This window comes from Campylobacter curvus, from assembly GCF_013372125.1.
In the GTDB taxonomy this organism is placed as follows: Bacteria; Campylobacterota; Campylobacteria; order Campylobacterales; family Campylobacteraceae; genus Campylobacter_A; species Campylobacter_A curvus.
The window spans coordinates 954,710-979,314 of sequence record NZ_CP053826.1; the positions used below are offsets into that span (position 1 = coordinate 954,710).

A 24,605-nucleotide genomic window follows, 5' to 3' on the forward strand; every position below is an offset into this window, starting at 1 on the left:
GTAACAGAGCCTAAATTTTATTTAAAGCGAAGTCCGAAATTTAACTCTAAATTTTCGCTCTTTCTTTTATCACTCTCATGGTTTCGATAGCGATCTCTAGCTCTTCGTTCGTTGGTATGACGAAAGTTTTTATCTTTGCGTTTTTATCGTCCAAACATCGCTCGCCGCGCTCTTGGCTGAAATTTAGATCGTGATTTACGTGGATGCCCAGATGCTTTAGATCATCGCAAATTTTTTGCCTGGTGTTTGGTGCGTTTTCTCCTATGCCGCCTGTAAATATCAGCGCATCGACACGGCCAAGCACCGCGTAGTAGGCTCCGATATATTTTTTGACACGGTAGCAAAACATCTCAAAAGCAAGCTTGGCTCGCTCGTCGTTTGCCATTTTTGCGACCACGTCGCGCATGTCGCTAGAGCCGCAGATACCAAAGAGACCGCTTTTTTTATTTAAAAACGTATCTATCTCGTCCCATTTCAAGACGCCGATATTTAGCAGATACACGACTACCGCAGGGTCCATGTCGCCGCTTCTAGTTCCCATTATGAGCCCCTCAAGCGGGCTAAGTCCCATCGAGGTATCGATACTTTTGCCGTTTTGCACCGCACAAGCGCTAGCTCCGTTGCCAAGGTGAAGCGAAATGGCGTTGAAATTTTGAAATTCTATCCCCATCAAGCTTGCCGCACGCTTGCACACATATCTGTGAGATGTGCCGTGAAAGCCGTATTTCCTGATATGATGCTCTTTACAGATGTCGTAGGGTAGGGCGTATCGGTAGGCGTATTCTGGCATGGTCTGATGAAATACGGTGTCAAAAACCACCACGTGAGGGACGTCGCCGCTACTTTGCATGGCGTTTTTTATGCCGGCTATGTGACCGGGATTATGAAGCGGTGCCAGCGGGCTTATCTGCTCGATCTTGGCTATCACGGAGTCATCTACTATCATCGAGCTAAAAAAGCTCTCGCCACCGTGCACAATACGGTGTCCGATGCCGTCAAGCTCGCTAAGATCATGCAACGTGTTTGACTCGCGAAAGAGCTCGTTCATCACGTCAAGCCCTTCATGGTGGTCTTTTATCGCTCTTTTTTTCTCGTATTCTTTTGAGTTTGCTTTAAGCACGGCGCGAGAATTCTCACTACCGATCTGCTCCACGATACCGCTTGCTATGCTGCGATTTTCTTCCATCAAAAATAGCTGAAATTTTATAGAGCTACTACCAGAGTTTAAAACCAAAATTTTCATATCATTCTCCCGCTTGTATCGCGCTTATCAGCACTGTATTTACGATGTCTTCGACGAGGCAGCCTCTGCTTAGATCATTTACCGGCTTTTTGAGGCCTTGTAGTACCGGTCCTACGGCTAGGGCGTTTGCACTGCGTTGAACGGCCTTGTAGCAGATATTTGCGCAGTTTAAATTTGGAAATATAAATACATTTGCCCGTCCCGCTACGCTGGAATTTGGCATTTTTTTAGCGCCTACTTTGACATCGACCGCTGCGTCGTATTGGATAGGGGCGGCCAGGCTTAAATTAGGCTCGATTTCCAGCGCCTTTTTAGCCGCGAGCTTTACAAACTCCACGTCAGGCCCACTGCCACTGTCCGCAGTCGAGTAGCTAAGCATCGCTACACGAGGTTGCAGCCCAAACGAAGCCGCCGTTTGAGCCGTGATGACGGCTATGCCCGCTAGCTCCTCGGCACTTGGATTTGGCGTGATAGCGCAGTCTGCGTAGAGTAAAATTTCCTCCTCTAGCGCCATGAAAAATAGCCCCGAGACGATCTTTGTCTGCGGCTTTGTTTTGATGATCTGAAGGGCGGGGCGTATGGTATCGGCCGTGCTCATGCTAGCTCCGCTCACCATCGCGCCTACCATGCCCTCATTTACCAACATCGTTGCGAAATACACCTTATCTCGCGCCATCCGCTCGGCGTCTTTTTCGCTCACGCCTTTTGCCTTGCGCAGCTCGTAAATTTTAGCCGCAAAGGCCTGTGTGTAGTCATTGTTTTGAGGATCGATGATGCGAGCTTTGCTTAAATTTAGCCCCAGTTCGCTTTGCTTTTGCTTGATGGCGGCTTCGTTTCCTAAGAGGACTATATCGACCGCACCTTGAGCGAGTAAAATTTCAGCCGCATGTAAGACGCGTTCGTCGTCACTCTCCGGCAAAACGACCGACGAGCGGGCGCTTCTTGCGCGGTTTAGTAAGATATTTTCAAATTTATACGGTGTGATTATCTCTTGGGTGCAGCTTAAAATTTCATCTATATCGCCGCTGATTATGAGCTTTGAGTTTGGATTTAGCGCTTTTAAGGCTTTGAAATTTTGAGGCTCGAAGACAGGGCAGTTTAAATTTTTGGCTATCTTTAAATTTAGCTCGCAAGCGCCAAAAACGCTGAAATTTTCACAGCCTACGACTATGACGAAGTCGTTTTGCTCTTTTTGTTTTTCAAATTTATCGATGAGCGCGATAAAAAAATCTTTCTCTTTGCCGTTTATGAATTTTTCTTGTTCCTCGTTGTTGATTTTTATCTGTAAAACAGCGACTTTTTTAAATTTTGCTGATATAATCCCCTTTAAATATGCTAAATTTTCATCGCTAAATATGTAACAGCTGTTCATTGCGGTGCCTTTTTGGAACTTTATTTGCTTAATTTTAGCATAAACATATAGATTTTAAGGCTTTTTTATGAAATTTAGATACTGCTTGTCCTTCGTCGCTGCTACCATACTTTACACGGGTTGTACGCCAAGTGCCGATCCGCACATCAATATGAAACCGCCGGTTTATGTTGAGCAGCTACCGGCCAAAGAGAGCGGAAGCGGCCAAAGCAACGCAGGAAGCCTCTTTGGGCGTGGAGAAAATCCTCTTTTTTCAGATAGAAAAGCTATGAACGTCAATGACATCGTGACAGTCGTCATCTCAGAGACCGCCACGCAGTCCTCTACGGGTAGTAAAAAATCAAGCAGAGACAGCACCACTTCGCTTGGCGGAGGTGTTTTCACTGCGGGTGCGGCGCCGCTTTCCACGGTCGCAAATCAGCTAAATAAATATTCTGATATCGGCTTTAAGGCCGGCGGCGAAAATAAATTCGAAGGTAGCGGCACGACGAGCAGGAACGAGCGATTTACCGCGACCATCTCGGCTAGGATCATCAAAATTTTAAACAACGGAAACTATTTCATAGAGGGCAGCCGCGAAATTTTAGTAAACGGCGAAAAACAGATCATTCAAGTAAGCGGAGTCATCCGCCCTTACGACATCTCGCAAAACAACCAGATCGACTCCAAATACATCGCCGACGCCAAAATTTTATATAAGACCGAGGGCGACGTGGACAAATCTACCAAAAAGCCTTGGGGCACGAGACTCATGGAGGCTATCTGGCCTTTTTAAGCTTGTAAATTCAAGTGCTAAAAAATGTAACAGCTATATTCAAATTTGCCCGTATATCATCTATTTTTAAAATTTTAAGGATATAATAAGGCCTAAATTTCAAGCAAGGCGGAAAGATGAAAGAGTTAAACGGTTCGCAAATGATAAGCGAAGCACTGAAGCTTGAAGGAGTGGATGTCGTTTTTGGCTATCCTGGCGGTGCGGCGCTAAATATCTACGACGAAACATATAAACAAAATTATTTCGAGCATGTCCTCACGCGCCACGAGCAAGCCGCAGTGCACGCAGCCGATGGATACGCACGTGCTAGCGGCAAGGTAGGAGTAGCGTTTGTTACGAGCGGTCCTGGATTTACAAATGCCGTGACCGGGCTCGCGACTGCGTATTCAGACAGCATCCCTCTCGTGCTTATAAGCGGACAGGTCGCGACATCGCTGATAGGAACGGACGCATTTCAAGAGATCGACGCCGTAGGGATCTCGCGCTCCTGTGTGAAGCACAACTACCTTGTAAAAAATATCGAAGAGCTGCCTAGAATTTTAAAAGAGGCGTTTTACATCGCTCGCACCGGACGACCGGGACCCGTGCATATCGACGTACCAAAGGATATAACAGCTGCGGTAGGAAAATTTGAATACCCAAAAGAGATAAACATACCTACTTACAAGCCGACATATAAGGGCAACGCAAAACAGATAAAAAAGGCTGCCGAGGTCATAGAGGCGAGCAAAAGGCCACTCGTTTACGTGGGTGGTGGCGCGATCAGCTCGCAGGCTAGCCAGCTAGTGAGGGAATTTGTCAAAAAAGCCGGCATACCAAGTGTTTGCACGCTGATGGGGCTTGGTGTTTTAGTCCATGATGACGAGCTGAATTTAGGTATGGCCGGCATGCACGGTAGCTACGCGGCAAATATGGCGCTATCGGAGAGCGATCTGCTGATCGCGCTGGGAGCGAGGTTTGATGATCGTATAACCGGAAAGCTGAGCGAATTTGCAAAGCACGCCAAGATCATCCACATCGACATCGATCCAAGCTCTATCTCAAAGATAATAAACGCTCATTTCCCGATAGTAGGCGATCTAAAGAGTGTGCTTGAGGAGCTCATCCCTCGCATAAATGCAAACAGCGAGACTTTCGCACCTTGGAGGGAAATTTTGGCTCGTTATTCATCGCTTTATCCTCTTAAATTTGAGGACAGCAATAAAATTTTAAAGCCTCAATGGATCGTCCAGCAAACCGCAAAAATAGTCGGCAAGGACGCAGTGATAGCCACCGACGTAGGGCAGCATCAAATGTGGGTAGCGCAGTTTTATCCGTTTAACAGGCCTCGTCAGCTGATAACCAGCGGCGGACAAGGCACTATGGGATACGGCCTGCCTGCTGCGCTAGGTGCTAAATGGGCCGTAGGAGATAAGCCGGTCGTAAATTTCACCGGAGACGGCTCGATACTGATGAATATCCAAGAGCTGATGACTGCAAGCGTGAATAAAAAGCCCGTCATAAACATCATTTTGAACAATAGCTTTTTGGGCATGGTGCGTCAGTGGCAGACATTTTTTTACGGAGAGCGTTACTCGGCGACGGATCTTGAGATCCAGCCGGATTTTGTTAAATTAGCGCAAAGCTTTGGCGGTATAGGCTTTAAAGTAAGCACAAAGGCGGAATTTCAAAAAGCGCTCAAAACCGCTCTCAAAAGCGATAAAATTTCGCTCATAGATGTCGTCATAGACCGCTTTGAGAACGTGCTTCCTATGGTACCGGCAGGCGCTGCGATATATAACATGATACTTGATGGCAAGGGTCAAAAATGAGTAGTATAAGAAGAGTGATCTCGGTTATAGTTTTGAACGAACATGGCGTTTTGGCTCGTATCTCCGGGCTTTTTGCAGGACGCGGATACAACATCGACAGCCTCACAGTCGCACCTATACCAGATAGTAAATTTTCGCGCCTTAGCATAGTCACTGGCGGCGATGAGCGCGTGCTGGAGCAGATAGTAAAGCAGCTTCACAAGCTCATACCTACATATAAGGTCATCGAAAGCGGGGAATTCGTAGAAAAAGAGATGGCGCTCATAAAGATCCCGTTAAATGAAAATTTTGCCGGGCTTGACGCGATACTAAAGGCATACAACGGTAGTGTGGCAAATACGAACGAAAACTACATCATCGTCATGGTCGCCGATGACGCGAGCAGGATAGATAACTTTTTAAAAGCGATAAAAAAATTTAACCCGGTCGACATCGTGCGTGGCGGCTCGGTTTTGATGGATATTTAAGATGAAACTAAGTGAAATAGCGCAAAAAACGGGTGCGAGCTTTAGCGGTGAGGATATAGAGATCTTTGCTCTAAATTCTTTAAAAAATGCAAACAAAGCCGAGCTTAGCTACTGCGATGGCGAGAAAAACGCGAAATTCATCGCAGGCTCAAACGCCGGAGCGATACTGATCTCTCAAAATTTACTCCCTTTTGTGCCTGAAGGCATGAGTGCGTTAGTTTGCGAGAACCCGCATCTAGCGTTTGCGATACTTAGTAAGGACTTTGCAAAACCGCTGTTTTGCGAGCCAAAGCCGTCAAACATAGCCCAAAGCGCCACGATAATGCCAAACGTGCATATCGGCTCAAATGTCAGCGTAGGCGAGGGTAGCATCGTGATGGCGGGTGTGTTTTTGGGCGATAACGTGAAGATCGGCCAAAACTGCATCATCCACCCAAACGTCGTCATCTATAACGACTGCGTCATCGGTGACGAGTGTCATTTACTGGCAAACTGTGTCATCGGCTCGGACGGCTTTGGCTACGCGCACACAAAGACCGGCGAGCATGTTAAAATTTATCATAACGGCAACGTTGTTTTGGGCGATTTCGTCGAGGTTGGCGCATGCACTACGATAGATCGCGGCGTCTTTGAAAGCACGGTGATAGCAAGCTACACAAAGATAGACAATCTCGTTCAAATAGGCCACAACTGCGAGCTTGGAAACGGCTGCCTCATCGTCTCGCAAACGGGACTGGCAGGCTCCACTACGCTAGGACGAAACGTCGTCATGGGCGGACAAAGCGGCTCGGCCGGACATGTCAGAGTCGGCGACTTTGCACAAATAGCCGCTCGAGGCGGCGTGAGTAAAGACCTGGACGCAGGTAAAAAATACGCCGGAGCGTATCCTATAATGCCGCTTGATGAGTTTTTTAAAATTCAGGCTAAAATTTTAAGATTTTTCAAGAAAAATTGACGCGGTTAGATCCGCGATTTTATGGGGCGAAATTCTAGCCCCGTTACTCCTGCTTTTTGTCATATAGCCAAAAGCAAATAGCTAAAATAATCAGAGTCACCAGCATAAAGGCGCTCACTATCGTCGTGGCGTTTTTATACTCGCTTAAAAATAGCCCGTTCGTATTCATTCCAAAAAAGCTCGTTATAAAATTTAGCGGCAGCAAAAGCGTCGAAATCATCGTCAATATATAGATATTGCGGTTGATTTTGTCGTTTTTTACGCTTTGGATAAAGGCGTAAATATCGTCCAGCTCCGCCCCGCACTCGGCAACTACGCTTTTTGCGGCGCCGGTTTCGGCGATGAAGCGTTTTAGCGGTTTTTTAAGCGCGGTTTGCTCGTTGGCGCAGGTTATCAGCGCGTCTTGCAGGCGCGAAATTTTATTATAGAATTTGCTAATTTCGTATTTTAGTTCGGCGTGTCGCTTCATAAATTCAGGATATTCTTTTGGCTTTTTGTAAATCGTCTCGAAACTCTCCAAATGCCCTAAATAGCGTGAAATTTTCTCCTTATGAGAGTTTAAAATTTTTTTGATCGCAGCCGTTAGCTCGTCTATACTCGTGCGCTCGCTTAGCGCTTCGTCGGTAAAAATTTCGCCGTCTTTAAAGAAAAATTTGTAATGCGCCAGCTGCGCGGAAGTGGCGAAATTTAAGTATTCGTAACTCTCGGCGTAAAAATATCCCGTAACTGCTCTGGCGCCGGGCTTTAAATTTTGCGAATTTTCGCTCATTTGGCTTGCCTTTTTGCGTAAAATTCTCTTCTAAATTCGGCGAATTTCCCGTCCTTTATCGCCGCGCGAATTTGCTTCATTAAATTTAGATAATAATGCAGATTATGAATGCTGGCTAGGCGGAAAAACGTGAGCTCGCGCGCGCGAAATAGGTGATTTAGATATCCGCGCGAGTAGCGGCGGCAGGTGTAGCACTCGCACTCCGGGTCGATCGGCTCATGATCATTTACGAAGCGGGCGTTTTTGATAGCGATCTTGCCAAAGCTCGTAAAGAGCGTACCGTTGCGGGCGTTTCGCGTAGGCATTACGCAGTCGAACATATCCACGCCGCGCTCCACGTTTTCGACGATGTCCTCTGGCGTACCGACCCCCATGAGATAGCGCGGGCGCGCAGCGTCGATAAAGGGCATCATAGCCTCCACGGTCTCATACATATGCTCGTTTGCTTCGCCCACACTTAGCCCGCCGATCGCAAGCCCGTCAAAAGGCATATCGCACAGGCTCTGCGCGCAAATTTTACGTGCGTCGTAGTCGGTGCCGCCTTGGATGATGCCAAAGATGTTTTGATCTAGCCCCGCGCCCTCGCTTTGCTTAAATTTATGATAATCTATCGCCTCGCGCGCCCATTTTATCGTGCGAGCCACACTTAGATCGATACGTTTTTTTAGCCGCGCCTTTTCGTCTGCATTGAGGGCGTGCGGGTCGCGGGGAAGCTCGACGAGGTCATCCAAAATCATCATGATGTCAGAGCCTAGCTCATATTGCGTATCGAGCACCGAGCGGGGCGTGAAATAGTGCATGCTGCCGTCGATGTGGCTTTTAAATTTTATGCCGCCCTCGTCATTTTTAGTATTCGCGCGCAGGCTAAACGCCTGAAAGCCGCCGCTATCGGTGAGAAACGAGCGGTCAAATTTAGAAAAGCCGTGCAGCCCGCCAAACTCCGCCACGACGCGGCTACCCGGGCGCAGATACATGTGATAGGTGTTGGCTAGGATGATCTTGGCGTCCAAAATCTCCTGCATATCGGTGGCGTCAAGGCTCTTTACCGCGCCCACTGTGCCAACTGGCATGAAAACTGGCGTTTGTATGACCGAATGCGCGGTTACGAGCACTCCGGCGCGTGCATTGCCATCTGTTTTTAAGACTTCAAATTTCATTTTTGTCCTTTAAAATTTTGATATTTTAGCAAATTTTATATTATAATCACACTCTAAAAGACAAACAAGGAAGCCTTTGCAAAAGGAAAATGAGATAATTTCTACCGCTGCTAACGGCGTGACGAGCTTTAAATTTATCGGTAAATTTACCTACAAAGACGCCAAAATTTTGCAAAACATATTTTCTAGGATCGCTAAAGCAAGAGGCTCTTTGCGATTTGATTTTTCACAGCTTTTGCACGTTGATTACGCGGTTTTGATACTTGTTAAAAATGCCATAAAAGGTAAAAAGGCTGAATTTGTAACCTCCGATACGAAAATAAAAGCGATGATCAGCCTACTTGATGATGAAAGTATCGATTTTAGCTATATCCCGCCACAAAATAAGCTCAATTTTTTCGCTCGTTTGGGCGAGAAGATCTGCGACGGCTTTAAAAACTTACTGGAATTTGGCTCGTTTTTGGGCGAATTTCTCATAAAAACCATAAAAATTTTCGTTAATCCTATGAGCCTGCGGCTTCGAGAATTTAGCAATTACATAAAAGATGGCGGTGTAAATGCCGTATTTATCGTATCTTTGACCGCCTTTTTGATAGGCGTGGTGCTCGCATACCTTGGCAGTGCGATGCTGGCAAATTTTGGAGCTAGTATATTTATCGTCGAGATCATGGGTATGCTTACCTTACGCGAGGTCGCCCCGCTCATCGCAGCTATCGTGGTTGCGGGACGTTCGGCGTCCAGCTTTACGGCGCAGATCGGCGCGATGAAGCTCACCGAGGAGATAGACGCGATGAAAACGATGGGCTTTGAGCCGTTTAATTTTTTGGTCTTGCCACGTATCATCGCCATGGTCTTGTCGCTTCCTATCATCATTTTTATAGCCGATGCGATAAGCATTTTAGGGCAGATGCTGATATGTCAAGGTGTGCTTGATATCAGCTTTGCCGACTATCTTAGCCGTTTTAAGGATATGGTCGAGCTTAGACATTTTGCAGTGGGTATGATAAAAGCGCCGTTTTTTGGAGCGATCATAGCGATAATCGGCTGCATGCGCGGCTTTGATGTGAATTCAAACGCTCAAAGCCTTGGCGAGATGACGACTATAAGCGTCGTAAATGCGATATTTTGGGTCATCGCGCTTGATGCGTTTTTTGCGATAATCTTCATGTGGCTAAAAATATGAAAAAAATCATCAGAGGCGAAAATATCACTACAAGCTACGGCGAGCGCGTAATGCACGATAATGTGAGCTGGAGTGTGAACGAGGCTGAAATTTACGGCTTTTTAGGCGGTAGCGGTAGCGGCAAGACGACGCTGATGAAAACGATGATATATCTAAAAAAGCCTGATGAAGGGGATGTATATTTTGACGATAAAAATATGTGGAAGAGCGATCTGACAGAGCAAAGAGAGATAAAGCTTTCAAGCGGGACGATGTTTCAGTTCGGCGCGCTTTACAGCTCGATGAATATCCTTGATAATGTGGGCGTTTTGCTGAGCGAATACTCGAAATTTAGCAAGCGTCAGATCGACGAGATCGCGATGTTTTGGATACAAAAAGTAGGCCTTAAAAAGGAGAGCGCTAGCCTCTATCCAAGTGAGCTAAGCGGCGGTATGAAAAAGCGCGCTGCACTGGCCCGCGCACTGGTGCTTAGTCCAAAAGTGCTATTTTTAGATGAGCCAAATAGTGGACTGGATCCTGTCAGCTCGCGCCAGATGGACGCACTGGTGAGGGATCTAAGGGACAGCCTGGGTCTTACTGTCGTGATGGTCACGCACGATGCGGATAGTATTTTTGATATACTTGATCGCTTCTTGATAATAGAAAACAAAAAGATCGCCTTTGAAGGAACTTTAAAGGAGCTTGAAAATGCGGGACACAATCCGCTCGAAGAGCTGTTTAAAATGAGGAAAAAATAGATGGAAAATAGAAATTCTTACACGATAGTGGGTATGTTTTTTATCTTTTGTATGAGCGCTTTTGCGGTATTCATCTGGTGGATGACGAACCACGACGGCAGCAAACTACAATACAAAAATTACTACATCCATACTAGCGAGCTACCAAGCGGGTTAAAGGTCGATTCGCAGGTGAAATTTATCGGCGTGCCGGCAGGTACTGTAAGCAAGATAGACTTCGTAAAAGACGATAAAAACGCACTTATCGAGATAACGATGAAGATCCGCGATGACGTGCCGATACGAAAAGATAGCGTCGCTAGCATCGAGACGCAGGCTATAAGCGGCGTGGCCAGCATAAATATAAGCCGCGGCAAAGAGGAATTTGCCAAGGGTGAGCGACCGATCTTGCGTCTGGAGCAGAGCTTGCTCTCAAAGCTAGGCACGAACGCGCAAAATATAACCGAGAAGCTAAATCAGACGCTGACAAAGATAGATGGCTTCTTCTCGCCTGAAAATATCGAACATCTAAACACGATCTTGGCAAATATCGATAAATTTACGGGCGTTTTGACGGATGAGGACGGGCTTAGCAAAGTCGATCAGATAGTGACTGATCTTAGAAATTTCACTGACAATCTGGACCAAGCCGATATAAACCGCACGATGCAAAACGTAAATGCCTTGCTTACAAATGCAAATTTAGTTGCAAAGTCCCTGAATACAGCCATAGGCGGATATCAAAACGTTCAAAATTTAGTAAAGATCAAGCTTGAAAACGGCGAATACGATCTGAAAAATACGCTCACGCCGATGCTTCTTGAAGCGACTGAATTTTTCAGTGGCTTTGAAAAGACATTGCGAGAGTTTAGAGGCGCGCTTTACCGCTTAGAGGACAATCCTTACGAATTTTTCTTTAAAAATCCGGTACCAAATTCACAGCAAAATGGAGATGGAAAATGAAAAATATGAAAAATATTACGCGAAATTTTATGTATTTTATTTTGGTAACAGTCTTTGCTGGCTGCTCTTTAAAGACCGATGTACCTCAAGCGACGATGTATGAGATTTACTACGCGAACAAAGAGTGTGCCGCAGAAAAACGTCAAGAGTTTCGCAAAAACGTCTATATCGAAAAGGTGAGCGCTCTCGACATGGTCGATACTCGCCAGATCCTCATAGTCGCCGAAAACAATCAGATACGCTTCTTGCAAGATGCGAAATTCGTAGCGCTTCCAAGCGAGATGATCTATAAAGCCCTTGTCAAGGGGCTTTACTCAAACTGCGCTGCAAAGCCGATATTTTCGCCAAATTTTGAAGATCTGCGCCTAAAGATCAGCGTCATATCGCTTCAAATCAGAGGCGACAAGGCCGAGATCGCCTTTGCCTACGAGCTTTTTAACGCGAACAAATCGATAAAATCAGGCATGATAAACAAAGAGCTTTTCTGCCCAGATCCTAGCTCGAAAACGATATTTGACACCATAAACAAAGCCGTAAATTTAGCTATCGATACGCTTTTGGCCGATATCGTTTGATCTTAGCTCATTAGCCTTGATTAATCCCGTTTTGCTATAATGTCCGTTTAAATTTGGAGAGCATATGAAAAAAATTTTGATAATAGCCGACGGGATCTTGGCTAAAAATTTTCTCAGCAGACTTTTTGAAGCGAAGTCAAATTCCCATCATTACATCATCATCGCGCAAAACAAAGAGATCATCGATACTCAGATGAATTTTGAAAACTTTAGCTTCTATCACTTCGATCCTACCAGCTTTTCAAAGCTAAAGAGCGTCGCGGACGGGTATTTTAGCCAGTTTTGTATCATCACTCAAAACAAAGCCGACGCACTGGCAAGCTACGAAAATTTACGCAGGATCAGTACGAAAACAGAGATAGTTTTTATGAATATCTGGGAGCAAGATGACGCCCAAGATAAAATTTTTAGCGCCGATAAGCACCTAAGCATCGTCGATGTAAGAGACATCGCGGCTTCAAGACTGATGGACTATCTGCCTGACGTGCCAGTACTTGCCGATAATATCGGGCTTAGCGAGGGCGAGATAATGGAGGTGAAAGTGCCGATAGGAAGTGCCTATATGTATCGTCACATCAACTCCATACAACAAAAAAAGTGGCGTATAGCCCTCGTTTATCGTGGTAGCGAGATAATCTTACCAAAGCCAAGCGTGATGATACATCCAAACGATACCTTACTCATCGTAGGCGATCCAAACGTACTTCAAAACGTCTATCGCTCGATAAAGCGCGAAAGAGGGCAGTTTCCAAACCCTTTTGGCAGCAACATCTACACGATCATTGATATGCGCGTGATGAGCGATAAGTGTATCGCTAAGCTCATAGACGATAGCTTATTTTTAAATTCCAAGCTAAACAACAAGCGATTGATCTTTAAAATTTTAAACCCGACGCTTGGCGAGAATTTAGATAGACTAAAGGCGATCAAGGATAAAAACATCATCGTTTTGATGGATTATTTTGCACGGGACAATTCTAACGTAAAGGCCGAGATAGCAAGGGCTGATGTGGGGCTTTTAGTCAGCGACGACAAGTATTTTTTTAAATTTCAAAGGCTCTTTTACGAGACCAAGATCCCGGTGCTAAAAACGGGCAAAATTTCGCTACAAAAGATAAGGCAGGGCGTCATTTTAGGCGAGCAGGGCGAAGAGATAGAAAATCAATCAGCCGTCATAATGGACTGTTGCACTCAGCTTGATATCGAGATGAAATTTTACTATTTTGATAGCAAAAACAGCGACACTGCCGAGCTTAGCGAGCATTTTGAAAGTATCAGCAACCTCTTTTCAAAACGTATAATCATCGAAAACGACGAGGAGAAAAATCCGCTCATAAAGCTAAAGGGCAGCGACGATCTGCTGCATTTTGTCATGTTTGACGAGAAATTCACGCATACTGATATGTTTGCGTTTTTGTCGGCTGATATGAACCGTCTTTATAAAAAATTAAGTGGCAACTCGCAGCTTTTTGTGCCGACTAGCGAATGACTTTAGACATTTTTGAAGCTTTTTGGATAAAATAACTAAAAGGTAAATGATGCAGATAAGATTAAATTTAGAGCAAAAGAAATACGGCTACAATGTCTATATAAACGAGCTTGAGCGCATAGAGATAAAGGGCAAAACGGCGATCGTGACAAATCCAAAAATCGCTGGGCTTCATCTAAATACGCTTTTAAATTCTCTAAAATGTGACGAATACTTTATTATCAGCGTTCCTGACGGCGAGGAGTATAAAAATTTAGCGACGATCGAGCTTATTTTGGAGCAGCTTTTTACGAGCAAGCTTGATCGCTCAAGCACGCTCATAGCCTTTGGCGGCGGTGTGATAAGCGATATGACGGGCTTTGCGGCGAGCATTTATGAGCGCGGGATAAATTTCATAAATATCCCAACGACGCTTCTAGCGCAAGTCGATGCGAGCGTTGGCGGTAAAACGGGCGTGAATAATAAATTCGGCAAAAATCTGATCGGTTCGTTTTATCAGCCAAAAGCGGTTTATTGCGAGAGTAAATTTTTACGTACTTTGGCATTTAGAGAATTTAACGCGGGCTTGGCCGAGGCTGTGAAAATGGCGGTCACGTTTGATAAAAAAATGTTTGAGTGGCTTGAAAGTGCAACGCTTGACGAGGAGCAAAATTTAGCCAAACTCGTCGAAAGATCGGTGCTCATAAAGACTCGTGTGGTCGAAGCCGATGAGAAAGAGCGAGGGCTACGTGCTTTGCTAAACTACGGACATACTTTCGCTCACGTGATAGAAAATGAGACCGGCTATAAAAAATACCTGCACGGAGAGGCGGTGGCGATCGGTATGAATATGGCAAATTCTCTCTCGGTGAAGCTTGGCTTGATGAGCCAAAAAGATGCTCTTAAGATCAAAGAGCTTTTGGCTAAATTTAGCCTGCCTACGCACTACGCGCTAAGAGATGAGAGTGCGTTTTACGAAGCCTTTATGCTGGATAAAAAGACGCAAGAAGGCAGCGTGAAATTCATACTCTCAAACGGTATCGGAAGCGCGGTTATGAAAAACGATATAAAACGTGACGATGTGATAAAAATTTTAAGAGAATTCAAATGAGGATCTTACTTTTTCTACTGGGACTTTTGGCCTTTGTTTATGGCGAACAAAATGCGAGCGTGCCACTTGATGATATCGAAAACAGCAGCAAAGCGGCCGACATAAGGCAGCAAATATCTGCTATCGACACTTCGCTAAGAGGCAACGTGTGGATAACCAGATACGCAAACTACAACACCTATCAAAATCTTTTAAGCGAGCTTGAAAAAAACGAGGCCGCCCTTAAAAAACTGGATAAAAATTCGCGCAAAAGTGACGAGCTTATCAGACGTAGCGGGACATTGAAAGAGCAGATAAATTTACTAAAAGAGTATGAGAAAGTGCCTTTTTCAAATATGCTGGCCGCTCCCGAGGTCGAGACTCCGCCACGCATAATAAATCCTATCGCGCTGATATCGGGCTTTTCATACATCAAAAAGATCAAGGGCGAAAAGGCTGATTATTCGCGTCATATCGTCGAGCTCGAGGCTCTTTTGTCAAAGCTGGAGGATAAAGAAAAGCTGATGACGCAGCTACTAGAATTTGACAACAGCGATGCAAACAGAGACGATCTTTACGCTCTTAGGCAAGAGATAAGCGAATTTAACGCAGTAAAGCAGATAGCCAACACCACTTTCAACGTCTATGAAAAAAGAGCGGATGAAGCCATAAACATAACGACGACGGATATAAAATCGCAGTTTTTGAGCATGCTAAACATCGCTATCGTGATCATCATCACTATCGCTCTTACGTTTTTTGCGAAATTTATCGCAAAGCGCACTATCAGCGACAACGAGCGATTTTACACGGTCAATAAATTTTTAAATTTCCTAAATGTTACGATCATCGTTTTGATACTGCTTTTTGCCTATATCGAAAACGTCACCTACGTCGTGACGGTGCTTGGTTTTGCATCGGCCGGTATCGCTATCGCGATGAAAGATATGTTTATGAGCATGCTTGGCTGGATGGTGATAATGTTTGGCGGCTCGATACACGTGGGAGACCGCGTCAGAGTCTTTCACGACGGATCGGAATTTGTAGGCGATATCATCGATATATCGTTACTTAGGATGACAGTGTTTGAGGACGTGACTTACTCGACGTATAAATTTAACCGCCGCGCAGGGCGTATCGTTTTCGTACCGAACAACTATATATTTACCGATCTCATCGCAAACTATTCGCACTACGGTATGAAGACCGTTTGGGACGGCATCGATATCGTGATAAGCTTTGATAGCAACCATAAAAAAGCCGTGCATATCGCTAAAACGATCGTACGAAAGTATTCAAAGGGCTACACTGATATCGCAAAACGCCAAATGACGAAGCTTCGCAGTCAATACAGCGTGAAAAATCCAAACGTCGAGCCTAGAATTTTCACATTTTTCGAGCCATACGGTATAAATATCTCTAGCTGGTATATGTCCAACTCATACGCCACGCTAGCGCTTAGAAGCACGATAAGTGCGGAGCTCATAGACGCGTTTAATAAAGAAGACGACATAAAGATCGCATATCCTAGCCAAACGCTCTATCTTGGCAAGAAGCAGACTCCAAGTGCTCATAGCGAATTTGAAGGCGAGAGTCTGGCTTGATGCAAAAGATATTTTTTAAAACTTTCGGGTGTCGCACGAACATCTACGATACGGAGCTCATGAAAAGCTACGTAAAGGACTACGAGATCACAAATGACGAAGAGATAGCTGATGTAGTCGTGATAAACTCATGCACGGTCACAAACTCCGCCGACAGCGGCGTGAGAAACTACATAAATGGCGTGAAAAGGCGCGGTGCAAAGGTAATTTTAACAGGTTGCGGAGCGGTCAGTAAAGGCAAAGAGCTCTTTGAAAAGGACGCTATATTTGGAGTCATGGGCGCTAGCCAAAAAGCAAATATCAACTCTCTTTTAAGCTCCAAACAGCGCTTTTTCGAGCTTGGCGATCTAAATTCCATCGATAAAAACATCGTGACGAGCTACGAGAACCACACCAAGGCTTTCATTAAGATCCAAGAGGGCTGCAACTTCGCATGCAGCTACTGCATCATCCCGTCCGTGCGCGGCAAAGCGCGAAGCATGGATGAAAGCTCTATCATAAACGAGGCTAAAATTTTAGCCGCCAACGGCTATAATGAGCTTGTTTTAACAGGCACCAATATCGGTAGCTACGGCAAAGATACGGGTAGCTCGCTTGGCAGGCTTTTGGCAAATTTAGGCAAAATTCCAGGCATCAGGCGCATTAGACTTGGCAGTATCGAGCCAAGCCAGATAGACGAGAGCTTTCGCGAAATTTTAAAAGAGAGCTGGCTGGAGCGGCATTTGCATATCGCGCTTCAGCACACCAGCGAAAAGATGCTGCGTATCATGCGCCGTAGGAATCAAGCCTTTAGCGACCTGGAACTTTTTAACGAGCTAAGCTCGCTTGGCTTTGCGCTGGGGACTGATTTTATCGTGGGGCACCCTGGAGAGAGCGAGGAGATCTGGGCTGAGGCGCTTGAAAATTTTAAAAAATTCCCGCTTACTCATTTGCATGTGTTTGCGTATTCTCCTCGTGCAAATACGCACTCTGCGACGATGAAAGCAGGTGTCAGCGGCGACGTGGCGAAAGAGAGGCTAAATTTACTAAAGCAGATCACCGCGCAAAATAATCTAAATTTCAGAAAACGGCATAAGGAAAATTTAAAGGTCTTGGTGGAGAAAAAAAATGCCAATCTCTACGAGGGCTTCGATCAGTTTTATAATAAGCTAAGGATCGACTCGGCTAGAGATATAAGCAAAGAGTGGTTGGAGGTAGGCGAATATGAGGTCCAAAATGAGGCGAATTATGCAAAAATTCAGTTTTAAATTCAACAAAAAAAATATCTTGATCATTGCGGCGGTGCTTCTGGTCGTCGTCCTGGCTCTTGCCGTGAGCAAAGAACCAAAGAGCATAAGCTACGAAGGATATATGCAGCTTCTTAGCGGCAACTTCATCGACAAGGCCGTAATCGATGAAGACGACGTCATACTCTACGCCCAAAATAACCGCTACAAGATCATAAAAGATGGCGTGGATATAAAGGAGCTCGTCAAAAAAGTGCCCGTCGAGCGAACGCAAAACTATATCGTGATGAGCGAAATTTTCACCATTTGCTTTATACTTTTGATATTTTTTGTAGCAGTGCTTTTACTGCTTAGATTTAGAAAAAAGAGCCAGCCAGCCGGTGATAAAACGCCGGCTTACGATCTTGAAAGCATAGTAAATTCCTTCGCTACACCGGTGATCTCAAACGTGAGATTTGACGATGTAGCCGGTATCGATGATGTCAAAATGGAGCTTAGCGAGATCGTGGACTTTCTAAAAAACCCTATAAAATACCGAAATTTCGGTATCAAAATGCCAAAAGGTGTGCTGATGATAGGACCTCCTGGCGTAGGCAAAACGCTCGTGGCAAAGGCGGTCGCCGGAGAGGCGAACGTGCCGTTTTTTTATCAAAACGGCGCTAGCTTCGTGCAAATTTACGTCGGCATGGGCGCAAAACGTGTCCGTGAGCTTTTTAGCAAGGCAAAATCCTACGCCCCGTCTATTATCTTTATCGACGAGATAGACGCAGTGGGAAAGAGCAGGGGAGGTAGCCGCAACGACGAGCGCGAAGCCACGCTAAATCAGCTGCTGACCGAGATGGACGGCTTTGAAGACAACTCAGGCGTCATCGTGATCGCAGCGACGAATCGCATCGAGATGATCGACGAGGCGCTGCTTCGCTCGGGGCGATTTGACAGGCGTATTTTCCTATCTATGCCTGATTTTAAGGATAGGATGGCGATATTAAAGACCTATCTAAAAGGCAAAAAATGTGAAGCCGACGTGAGCGATATAGCTAAGATGAGCGTAGGCTTTTCAGGGGCGGCACTAAGCACGCTCGTAAATGAAGCGGCGATAAACGCGCTAAGAAACGGCAGCGAAATTTTAAGGATGGGTGACTTTGAAGCGGTCTTAAATAAGGTTTTGCTCGGTAAAAAAAAGGTGCTAAGCTACTCCGAGTCCGAGAAAAAGATACAAGCGACCTATCAGGCGGCAAAGGCGCTGGCCGCCTTTTGGTTTGATGTGAAATTCGACAAAATTTCACTCATCGAGGATAGGTTCGTCGGTATCGAAAGAGAGATAGAGTCGCGCTCGCAAATGATCTCTCGCATAAAGGTTTTTTTAGCCGGTATGTGCAAGCTGGAGCTTGACGAGAACGATATATTTTCAAATTCCAGCACGGACTTGAACTACGCAAAAGACTTGGCCTCAAAGATGGTCTACGAATACGGCATGGGAAAGTCTTTCGTGCCAAATCCTGCAGACGTCGAGGAAATTTTGAGCCAGGCAAGAGAAGAAACCATAAGCTTTTTAAAGGGCGTAAGCATGCAAATAGCGCGTATCAGCGAATTTTTGCTAGTCTATGAGAGCGTGGATAAAGAGATGGTGGCAAATATATTAAACGAGACTTATGAACTGGAGGATAAATGAAAGCTAAAATAGGAATTTTAACTCTATCTGATCGAGCAAGCAAGGGTATTTATGAGGATCTTTCTGGTGCTGCTATCAGGCAAATTTTAGATGAGTGGATCGTGAGTGAGCGAGAGTATTTTTACGAAGTCATAGCTGATGATTTTAAAATTATTAAAGAGCGACTCATTTATATGAGCGATAAGCTTGGCTGCGATCTTATCCTAACTACAGGTGGCACTGGACCTGCAGAGCGCGATGTGACACCCGAGGCGACCGAGGCTGTGTGTAAAAAGATGATGCCGGGCTTTGGCGAGCTAATGCGCGCAGCGAGCCTAAAATTTGTCCCCACAGCGATCCTCTCGCGTCAGACAGCCGGTATCCGCGCTCACGCTCTTATCGTAAATTTACCCGGTCAGCCAAAGGCGATAAGAGAGTGCCTAGAGCCGATATTTCCGGCTATGCCATACTGCATCGACCTTATCGGCGGAGCGTTTATCGAGACTGATGAGAGCAAGATGAAGGTGTTTAGACCGAAGAAGAAATAAAATTATTATTTCTTCTTGCTTTGCAACTTTCTTGAAAAGCCGAATTCTAATGCAGTGTTCTGCATAAAGCTGTTGTTCCTGGAGTAAGTAAGAGAATTTTGAAAGCGAACTAAGCTAAATTTTCCTATTTTTTCGCCTGATGTAAAGAACGTAAAACGCCGTTATAAACGCAACTGCAACGAGTAGAGCGATGACTATATGGCTAAGCGTGCCGTGATCATAGTTCGTTCCTAAAAAATATCCAACGCCAAGCAGTATCGCGACCCAGATGCCAGCTCCGAGTGCGGTAAATAGGCAAAATTTAGCCAAATTCATCTTTGCTAGCCCTGCCGGCAGGCTGATATACTGGCGGATGCCGGGGATCAGGCGGCAGTTAAAGGTCGAGATCTCGCCGTGTTTGTTGAAAAATGCCTCGAATTTTGCCATTTTTTCATCCGTGATACCGACAAATTTACCGTATTTTAAGATAAGCTCACGTCCGAAAAAGTAACACAGATAGTAGTTGAATACCGCTCCTGCTAGGCTGCCGCCCACACCAGCTAAAAACGCAAATACCAAATTCATCTCACCCTTATGCACGAGGTATCCCGCCGGGATCATCGCCACTTCGCTTGGAAACGGGAAAAAGGAGCTTTCTAAAAACATCATAACAAAAATACCCGTGTAGCCCCACTGACTCACGATACCGACGATAAAATCAATGATTTGTTGCAAAATTTATCCTTGTATCTTTTGGTAACACTCAAAAGCGATGAGAAGTGCGAAAACGATGAATATCGCACCGCAAACGGCGTCTAAAATTTTTTGATTGTTTAAAAAAATCTCACGTGGCTTTTTGGCTGAGAAGATTTTACCCACGAGTAAAAATACGCAAAGGCTTTCAAAGCTGATGAAAAACGCCACGCCAAGTAGCTGCCAAAGCGAGTCAAGAGAGCTAACAAAAACCGAAAACACGCTGGCAAAATAAAGCACTGCTTTTGGATTTGAGAGATTTGTAAAAAATCCGGTGATGAAAAATTTCCGTAGTCCGCCCTTGGTCGCTTTGCCGTTTAAATTTAGGCTACCGCCGCTTTTTAGCGACCTCAAAATGCCCACACCCAGATAAAGTAGATAAAGGCTGCTAGCGATCATCAGTAAAATTTGTATTGCTGGAAATGCCAAAAATAGGGCGTTTAGTCCAAGAATGGTGAGAAATATCCATATCACGATGCCACACCCCACACCAAGGCTAGCGGCGATCGCCTCTTTGTAGCCGCTAGCTAGCGATGTGCGAAGTATGAGAAGTATATCTGGACCCGGGACGATCAGCACGAAAAAGTGCGTGACCGCCAGGGTCAAAATCATAAGCGGATTCATTTTTTTCTTTAAATTTAGGGCTGCTCGGCCATTTTAAAACGCCGGTATGACCTCACCTTTGTAGCGTTCGAGGATAAATTTCCTCGTGTCATCGCTCAACACCGCTTTAACAAGAGCCTTGATCTTTGGGCTATTTTCATTGCCTGCTCTTGTGACGATGATGTTTGCGTAGGGACTATTTGCGTCTTCAAGTAGCAACGCATCCTTTGCCACGCTCATGCCTAGATCGAGCACGAAATTTGTGCTGATAGCGGCGAGATCGACTTCATCAAGCGTGCGTGGTATCTGCGCACCTTCAAGTTCGACGAATTTAAGATGTAGCGGGTTTTTCGTGATGTCGTGAGGGGTCGCTTGCACAGCCTTTTTGTCAAGCTCGATGAGTCCTGCTTTTTCCAAAATCCTCAAAGCGCGGTTGCCATTTGACGGGTCATACGCGATCGCGACCGTCGCGCCGTCTTTTAGCTCGTTTATGTTTTTTATCTTTTTTGAATAAAGCCCAAGCGGCTCGACATGCACGCTCGCGACCTTGACTAAATTTAGCCCGCGGTTTTTGTTTTGCTCTTCAAGATATGGCAAATGCTGGAAGAAATTCGCGTCCAGATCGCCATCTTGTGTCGCGATATTTGGGATCGAGTAGTCCGTGATCTCCGAGATCACCAGGTCGTATCCAAGCTCTTTTAGCTTTGGTTTGACAAATTCTAAAATTTCAGCGTGCGGAATTGGCGAAACGCCGACTATTATGGTTTTATCGTCGCTTTTGGCGTATAAATTTAAAGCCAAAAATGCGGCTGCTAGCAGGTTTAAAATTTTCATTATTTTTCCTTTTTTATGAAAAGGACGGCGCTAAAAAGGTAAAAGCTTTTACGCCGCCTTAAATTTAAGAGTGTCCTCTAAACTAAATTTTAGGCTCACTGCGCGCTTAAATTTGCCTACGGTAGGGAAAATTTAAGTAGCTTGCAAGATCAAAACGTCGGAAGTATCGCGCCTTTATATTTTTCCTCGATAAATTTCTTCACTTCCGGGCTTGTGATAGCTTTGTCGAGAGCTTTGGTCTTCGGGCTGTTTTCGTTGCCGGCTTTGACTACGACGTAGTTTGTGTATGGGCTATCTTTGCTTTCTAACACGAGCGCGTCTTTTGTAGGGTTGAGATTTGCGTTCATAGCGTAGTTTGTGTTGATGACCGCGATCGTCACATCATCTAGGGTGCGCGGCACTTGGGCTGTCTCGATCTCTTCAAATTTTAGCTTTTTAGGATTTTCGACAATGTCAAGCGGGGTTTTTAGCGGGTTGTTGTTTAGTTTGATGAGACCTGCGCTGGCTAAAACATCAAGCGCGCGGCTCTCGTTTGTCGGGTCGTTTGGTATCGAGACGCTGCTGCCCTCTTTAAGCTCTTTGATGTCTTTTATCTTTTTTGAATAAACCCCCATAGGTTCTAAATGCACGCCGACGGTTTTAACAAGATGAGTGCCTTTGTTTTTATTAAATTCCTCAAGATACGGCAGGTGTTGGAAGTAGTTTGCGTCCAGATCGCCATCTTCTGTGGCTAAATTTGGCACGGTGTAGTCGTTGAATTCTTTTATTTCAAGCGTGTAGCCATCTTTTGCGAGGATCGGTTTTACGACTTCGAGGATCTCGGCATGCGGCACGGGAGTGGCACCTACGATGATCGTTTTTGCTTTATCGGCGGCATTTGCAGATAGTGACAGACCAAGGGCGACTAGGGAAGAGAGAAGTATTTTATTCATTTTTTATCCTTTTTTAAATTTGCGCTAAACGACTTAAAAGGATAAATTTAAAGTAGTGTCTAAATTTCTTTTTAAGTATTTAGCAAGCTAAGCACTTAAAAAGAAATTTGTGCTTAGCGGTTAGTCTTTCGACGACTTATGTTCTATCAAGCGACACATTTCGCACATATCTGATTTCATGTTTATCCTTTCAAGTAAAATAATTTGGCGATTTTAAATGAAAAAACTTTAAAATCAGATAAAAATGTGCTATTTTTTTGTAATTTTGTAAAAAAAGTTTCCAAGAATTTGAAAAATTTGCACCATTATGATCAAAATCACGACCGTGTAAAGCATAATGTCAGGTCTAAAACGCTGATAGCCGTAGTTGATAGCGACCGCGCCAAGTCCGCCGCCTCCGACTGCGCCAGCCATCGCTGAAAAGCCGATATTTACGATGAGAGTTAGCGTAAAGGCCGAGATGATGCCCGGTAGCGCCTCTACAAACATCACGCGAAAGATGATCTGTAAATTTGAGCTGCCAAAGCTTTTTGCCGCTTCGATGATGCCTTTATCGACCTCTTTTAGCGCATTTTCGATGAGTCTAGCGACAAAAGGTGCAGCCCCGATAGTAAGCGGGACGATCGCCGCTGTCGTGCCTATGCTTGTGCCTACGATCATTTTCGTGACCGGAAAAAGTACGATTATTAGGATGATAAACGGAAAGCTTCTGAGTGTATTTATGAGCACGTCAAGCGTGAAGTAAAGCTTCGCGTTTGGTTTCAGCCCGTCTTTGTCCGAAAGCACGAGCAACACGGCAGGTATAAGCCCGATAGCAAAGGCCAAAAACGTCGAAACCAGGCTCATATAAAGCGTCTCGTTGATCGCAGGAAGTAAAATACGTGCGAACACGTCGGGAAATTTAGAAAAATCTATGCCAAACATTACGCCACCTCCCAAAGCACGCCGCTTTGTTTGATGTATTCGATCACGCGCGCTTCATCTTGTAGTTCGACATTTATCACGAGAGAGCCAAGCACGTTTTTATCGAGCTTTTCAAGCTTGCCCCAGACGATGTTAAAGTCGATATTTAGCGTGCGTGCCATGTGTGTGATGACGCTGTTTTGCGCGACCTCTTTTGGAAAAAAGAGGCGGATATTCACGCCGCTTGCGGGTAAAATTTCGATCTCACCTAAAAATTCCTTCATTTTTTCATCGGGTTTTAAAAATAGCTCCTCGATGCTGCCGCTACCGATTATCTTACCACCTTCGAGCAAAAGGGCTCTGCTGGCGACTGATTTTACGACCTCCATCTCGTGCGTGACAATGACGATGCTGATGTCAAGCTCGGCGTTTATCTTTTTTAAAAGCTCCAAAATAGAATTCGTCGTATTTGGATCAAGTGCGCTCGTTGCCTCGTCGCTGAGTAAAATTTTTGGACTAAGTGCAAGAGCGCGAGCGATCGCTACGCGCTGCTTTTGTCCGCCGCTTAGCTCGCTAGGATAGCTTTTTGCCTTGTTTTCAAGCCCGACTAAATTTAAAAGCTCGCTCACTCTGGTTTGGATTTTCTCCTTTGGATAGCTCCAAAATTTAAGCGGAGTGGCGACGTTTTCAAACACCGTTTTTCTAGCCATCAGCGCAAAATGCTGAAATATCATCCCCACATCGCGCCTAAGCTCTCTTAGCTCGTTTTGTTTGAGTTTGCTTATCTCGCGCCCAAACACCTTTAAGCTACCGCCTTGATAGCTTTCTAGTCCGTTTATGCAGCGAAGCAGAGTCGATTTACCCGCACCGCTATGCCCCACGATAGCGTAAATTTCGCCCTTAGCAACGCTTAAATTTATATCGTACAATATCTGCGTGCTACCATAAAATTTCTGTAAATTTGAGATCTCTATCATTAAATTCAACTACCTCATATTCTGATCAAAATATAATAAATCACATATATC

At 45.1% G+C, this 24,605-nt stretch carries 24 protein-coding genes; 14 read left to right on the plus strand and 10 right to left on the minus strand.

What is annotated here, in order from left to right; all coding sequences use genetic code 11:
* Nucleotides 1-46 precede the first annotated feature (46 nt).
* Both CCVT_RS04635 and pta read right to left on the minus strand, forming a co-directional pair.
* Nucleotides 47-1,243: an acetate kinase gene (locus tag CCVT_RS04635; RefSeq protein WP_018136256.1), complete on the minus strand. Its 1,197-nt coding sequence runs from the start codon at nt 1,241-1,243 to the stop codon at nt 47-49.
* Between the two features lies 1 nt (nt 1,244).
* Entirely contained in the window at nt 1,245-2,615 is a 1,371-nt protein-coding gene (pta, locus tag CCVT_RS04640; RefSeq protein ID WP_018136257.1) for a phosphate acetyltransferase, read from the minus strand.
* 67 nt (nt 2,616-2,682) lie between these two features.
* On the opposite strand from pta, the gene flgH reads away from it, so the two are divergent.
* From flgH to lpxD, 4 genes are all read left to right on the plus strand, one after another.
* On the plus strand, nt 2,683-3,390 hold the full coding sequence (gene flgH / locus CCVT_RS04645) for a flagellar basal body L-ring protein FlgH (RefSeq protein WP_018136258.1): 708 nt from the start codon (nt 2,683-2,685) through the stop codon (nt 3,388-3,390).
* Between the two features lie 116 nt (nt 3,391-3,506).
* Nucleotides 3,507-5,201: an acetolactate synthase large subunit gene (locus CCVT_RS04650; protein WP_018136259.1), complete on the plus strand. Its 1,695-nt coding sequence runs from the start codon at nt 3,507-3,509 to the stop codon at nt 5,199-5,201.
* 5 nt (nt 5,202-5,206) lie between these two features.
* Entirely contained in the window at nt 5,207-5,668 is a 462-nt protein-coding gene (ilvN, locus tag CCVT_RS04655; protein ID WP_026175437.1) for an acetolactate synthase small subunit, read from the plus strand.
* Between the two features lies 1 nt (nt 5,669).
* The gene (gene lpxD, locus CCVT_RS04660; RefSeq protein ID WP_018136260.1) at nt 5,670-6,623 is read left to right on the plus strand and encodes a UDP-3-O-(3-hydroxymyristoyl)glucosamine N-acyltransferase; all 954 of its coding nucleotides are present in this window, start codon (nt 5,670-5,672) and stop codon (nt 6,621-6,623) included.
* A gap of 43 nt (nt 6,624-6,666) precedes the next feature.
* On the opposite strand, the gene CCVT_RS04665 is transcribed toward lpxD, so the two are convergent.
* Together CCVT_RS04665 and tgt are read right to left on the minus strand one after the other, a co-directional pair.
* A complete protein-coding gene (locus CCVT_RS04665; RefSeq protein ID WP_018136261.1) occupies nt 6,667-7,392 on the minus strand; it encodes a CorA family divalent cation transporter in 726 nt (241 codons plus the stop codon).
* The gene (gene tgt / locus CCVT_RS04670) at nt 7,389-8,549 is read right to left on the minus strand and encodes a tRNA guanosine(34) transglycosylase Tgt (protein ID WP_018136262.1); all 1,161 of its coding nucleotides are present in this window, start codon (nt 8,547-8,549) and stop codon (nt 7,389-7,391) included. The genes CCVT_RS04665 and tgt overlap by 4 nt, the downstream gene beginning before the upstream one ends.
* 76 nt (nt 8,550-8,625) lie before the next feature.
* Between tgt and CCVT_RS04675 the strand changes: the two genes are divergently transcribed.
* From CCVT_RS04675 to mog, 10 genes are all read left to right on the plus strand, one after another.
* Complete coding sequence (locus CCVT_RS04675) at nt 8,626-9,732, plus strand: MlaE family ABC transporter permease (protein WP_018136263.1); 1,107 nt, start codon at nt 8,626-8,628, stop codon at nt 9,730-9,732.
* Nucleotides 9,729-10,469, plus strand: coding sequence for an ABC transporter ATP-binding protein (locus CCVT_RS04680; protein WP_018136264.1), 741 nt, complete (start codon nt 9,729-9,731; stop codon nt 10,467-10,469). The genes CCVT_RS04675 and CCVT_RS04680 overlap by 4 nt, the downstream gene beginning before the upstream one ends.
* On the plus strand, nt 10,470-11,411 hold the full coding sequence (locus CCVT_RS04685; protein WP_018136265.1) for an MlaD family protein: 942 nt from the start codon (nt 10,470-10,472) through the stop codon (nt 11,409-11,411).
* Nucleotides 11,412-11,416: 5 nt separating this feature from the next.
* Nucleotides 11,417-11,986: an ABC-type transport auxiliary lipoprotein family protein gene (locus CCVT_RS04690; RefSeq protein WP_155827509.1), complete on the plus strand. Its 570-nt coding sequence runs from the start codon at nt 11,417-11,419 to the stop codon at nt 11,984-11,986.
* Between the two features lie 64 nt (nt 11,987-12,050).
* On the plus strand, nt 12,051-13,475 hold the full coding sequence (locus CCVT_RS04695) for a COG3400 family protein (protein ID WP_018136267.1): 1,425 nt from the start codon (nt 12,051-12,053) through the stop codon (nt 13,473-13,475).
* A gap of 49 nt (nt 13,476-13,524) precedes the next feature.
* Nucleotides 13,525-14,565 carry a 3-dehydroquinate synthase gene (aroB, locus tag CCVT_RS04700; RefSeq protein WP_018136268.1) on the plus strand — a complete coding sequence of 347 codons (1,041 nt, stop codon included), beginning with the start codon at nt 13,525-13,527 and terminating at the stop codon, nt 14,563-14,565.
* On the plus strand, nt 14,562-16,148 hold the full coding sequence (locus CCVT_RS04705) for a mechanosensitive ion channel family protein (protein WP_018136269.1): 1,587 nt from the start codon (nt 14,562-14,564) through the stop codon (nt 16,146-16,148). The genes aroB and CCVT_RS04705 overlap by 4 nt, the downstream gene beginning before the upstream one ends.
* On the plus strand, nt 16,145-17,395 hold the full coding sequence (gene mtaB, locus CCVT_RS04710) for a tRNA (N(6)-L-threonylcarbamoyladenosine(37)-C(2))-methylthiotransferase MtaB (RefSeq protein ID WP_018136270.1): 1,251 nt from the start codon (nt 16,145-16,147) through the stop codon (nt 17,393-17,395). The genes CCVT_RS04705 and mtaB overlap by 4 nt, the downstream gene beginning before the upstream one ends.
* Nucleotides 17,376-19,046 carry an AAA family ATPase gene (locus CCVT_RS04715; protein WP_018136271.1) on the plus strand — a complete coding sequence of 557 codons (1,671 nt, stop codon included), beginning with the start codon at nt 17,376-17,378 and terminating at the stop codon, nt 19,044-19,046. The genes mtaB and CCVT_RS04715 overlap by 20 nt, the downstream gene beginning before the upstream one ends.
* Nucleotides 19,043-19,573, plus strand: coding sequence for a molybdopterin adenylyltransferase (mog, locus tag CCVT_RS04720; protein WP_009650445.1), 531 nt, complete (start codon nt 19,043-19,045; stop codon nt 19,571-19,573). The genes CCVT_RS04715 and mog overlap by 4 nt, the downstream gene beginning before the upstream one ends.
* Nucleotides 19,574-19,687: 114 nt before the next feature.
* Here mog and CCVT_RS04725 read toward each other — a convergent pair whose 3' ends face one another.
* From CCVT_RS04725 to CCVT_RS04750, 6 genes are all read right to left on the minus strand, one after another.
* Nucleotides 19,688-20,287, minus strand: a complete 600-nt coding sequence (locus CCVT_RS04725) for a DedA family protein (RefSeq protein WP_018136272.1) — start codon at nt 20,285-20,287, stop codon at nt 19,688-19,690.
* A gap of 3 nt (nt 20,288-20,290) precedes the next feature.
* The gene (locus CCVT_RS04730; protein WP_018136273.1) at nt 20,291-20,929 is read right to left on the minus strand and encodes a LysE family translocator; all 639 of its coding nucleotides are present in this window, start codon (nt 20,927-20,929) and stop codon (nt 20,291-20,293) included.
* A gap of 33 nt (nt 20,930-20,962) precedes the next feature.
* Nucleotides 20,963-21,742, minus strand: a complete 780-nt coding sequence (locus CCVT_RS04735; RefSeq protein WP_169765161.1) for a MetQ/NlpA family ABC transporter substrate-binding protein — start codon at nt 21,740-21,742, stop codon at nt 20,963-20,965.
* Nucleotides 21,743-21,891: 149 nt separating this feature from the next.
* Nucleotides 21,892-22,674, minus strand: a complete 783-nt coding sequence (locus tag CCVT_RS04740; RefSeq protein WP_018136275.1) for a MetQ/NlpA family ABC transporter substrate-binding protein — start codon at nt 22,672-22,674, stop codon at nt 21,892-21,894.
* A 249-nt stretch (nt 22,675-22,923) separates the two neighbouring features.
* Nucleotides 22,924-23,598: a methionine ABC transporter permease gene (locus tag CCVT_RS04745; RefSeq protein ID WP_018136276.1), complete on the minus strand. Its 675-nt coding sequence runs from the start codon at nt 23,596-23,598 to the stop codon at nt 22,924-22,926.
* On the minus strand, nt 23,598-24,554 hold the full coding sequence (locus CCVT_RS04750) for a methionine ABC transporter ATP-binding protein (RefSeq protein ID WP_026175439.1): 957 nt from the start codon (nt 24,552-24,554) through the stop codon (nt 23,598-23,600). Before CCVT_RS04750 ends, CCVT_RS04745 begins: the two co-directional genes overlap by 1 nt.
* Nucleotides 24,555-24,605 lie beyond the last annotated feature (51 nt).

What these genes read in the sequence shown, in the direction of transcription:
- CCVT_RS04635 (WP_018136256.1), bottom strand. Translation starts at nt 1,243, where the DNA reads ATGAAAATTTTGGTTTTAAACTCTGGTAGTAGCTCTATAAAATTTCAG.
- pta (WP_018136257.1), bottom strand. Translation starts at nt 2,615, where the DNA reads ATGAACAGCTGTTACATATTTAGCGATGAAAATTTAGCATATTTAAAG.
- flgH (WP_018136258.1), top strand. Translation starts at nt 2,683, where the DNA reads ATGAAATTTAGATACTGCTTGTCCTTCGTCGCTGCTACCATACTTTAC.
- CCVT_RS04650 (WP_018136259.1), top strand. Translation starts at nt 3,507, where the DNA reads ATGAAAGAGTTAAACGGTTCGCAAATGATAAGCGAAGCACTGAAGCTT.
- lpxD (WP_018136260.1), top strand. Translation starts at nt 5,670, where the DNA reads ATGAAACTAAGTGAAATAGCGCAAAAAACGGGTGCGAGCTTTAGCGGT.
- CCVT_RS04665 (WP_018136261.1), bottom strand. Translation starts at nt 7,392, where the DNA reads ATGAGCGAAAATTCGCAAAATTTAAAGCCCGGCGCCAGAGCAGTTACG.
- tgt (WP_018136262.1), bottom strand. Translation starts at nt 8,549, where the DNA reads ATGAAATTTGAAGTCTTAAAAACAGATGGCAATGCACGCGCCGGAGTG.
- CCVT_RS04680 (WP_018136264.1), top strand. Translation starts at nt 9,729, where the DNA reads ATGAAAAAAATCATCAGAGGCGAAAATATCACTACAAGCTACGGCGAG.
- CCVT_RS04685 (WP_018136265.1), top strand. Translation starts at nt 10,470, where the DNA reads ATGGAAAATAGAAATTCTTACACGATAGTGGGTATGTTTTTTATCTTT.
- CCVT_RS04690 (WP_155827509.1), top strand. Translation starts at nt 11,417, where the DNA reads ATGAAAAATATTACGCGAAATTTTATGTATTTTATTTTGGTAACAGTC.
- CCVT_RS04695 (WP_018136267.1), top strand. Translation starts at nt 12,051, where the DNA reads ATGAAAAAAATTTTGATAATAGCCGACGGGATCTTGGCTAAAAATTTT.
- aroB (WP_018136268.1), top strand. Translation starts at nt 13,525, where the DNA reads ATGCAGATAAGATTAAATTTAGAGCAAAAGAAATACGGCTACAATGTC.
- CCVT_RS04705 (WP_018136269.1), top strand. Translation starts at nt 14,562, where the DNA reads ATGAGGATCTTACTTTTTCTACTGGGACTTTTGGCCTTTGTTTATGGC.
- CCVT_RS04715 (WP_018136271.1), top strand. Translation starts at nt 17,376, where the DNA reads ATGCAAAAATTCAGTTTTAAATTCAACAAAAAAAATATCTTGATCATT.
- mog (WP_009650445.1), top strand. Translation starts at nt 19,043, where the DNA reads ATGAAAGCTAAAATAGGAATTTTAACTCTATCTGATCGAGCAAGCAAG.
- CCVT_RS04730 (WP_018136273.1), bottom strand. Translation starts at nt 20,929, where the DNA reads ATGAATCCGCTTATGATTTTGACCCTGGCGGTCACGCACTTTTTCGTG.
- CCVT_RS04735 (WP_169765161.1), bottom strand. Translation starts at nt 21,742, where the DNA reads ATGAAAATTTTAAACCTGCTAGCAGCCGCATTTTTGGCTTTAAATTTA.
- CCVT_RS04740 (WP_018136275.1), bottom strand. Translation starts at nt 22,674, where the DNA reads ATGAATAAAATACTTCTCTCTTCCCTAGTCGCCCTTGGTCTGTCACTA.
- CCVT_RS04745 (WP_018136276.1), bottom strand. Translation starts at nt 23,598, where the DNA reads ATGTTTGGCATAGATTTTTCTAAATTTCCCGACGTGTTCGCACGTATT.
- CCVT_RS04750 (WP_026175439.1), bottom strand. Translation starts at nt 24,554, where the DNA reads ATGATAGAGATCTCAAATTTACAGAAATTTTATGGTAGCACGCAGATA.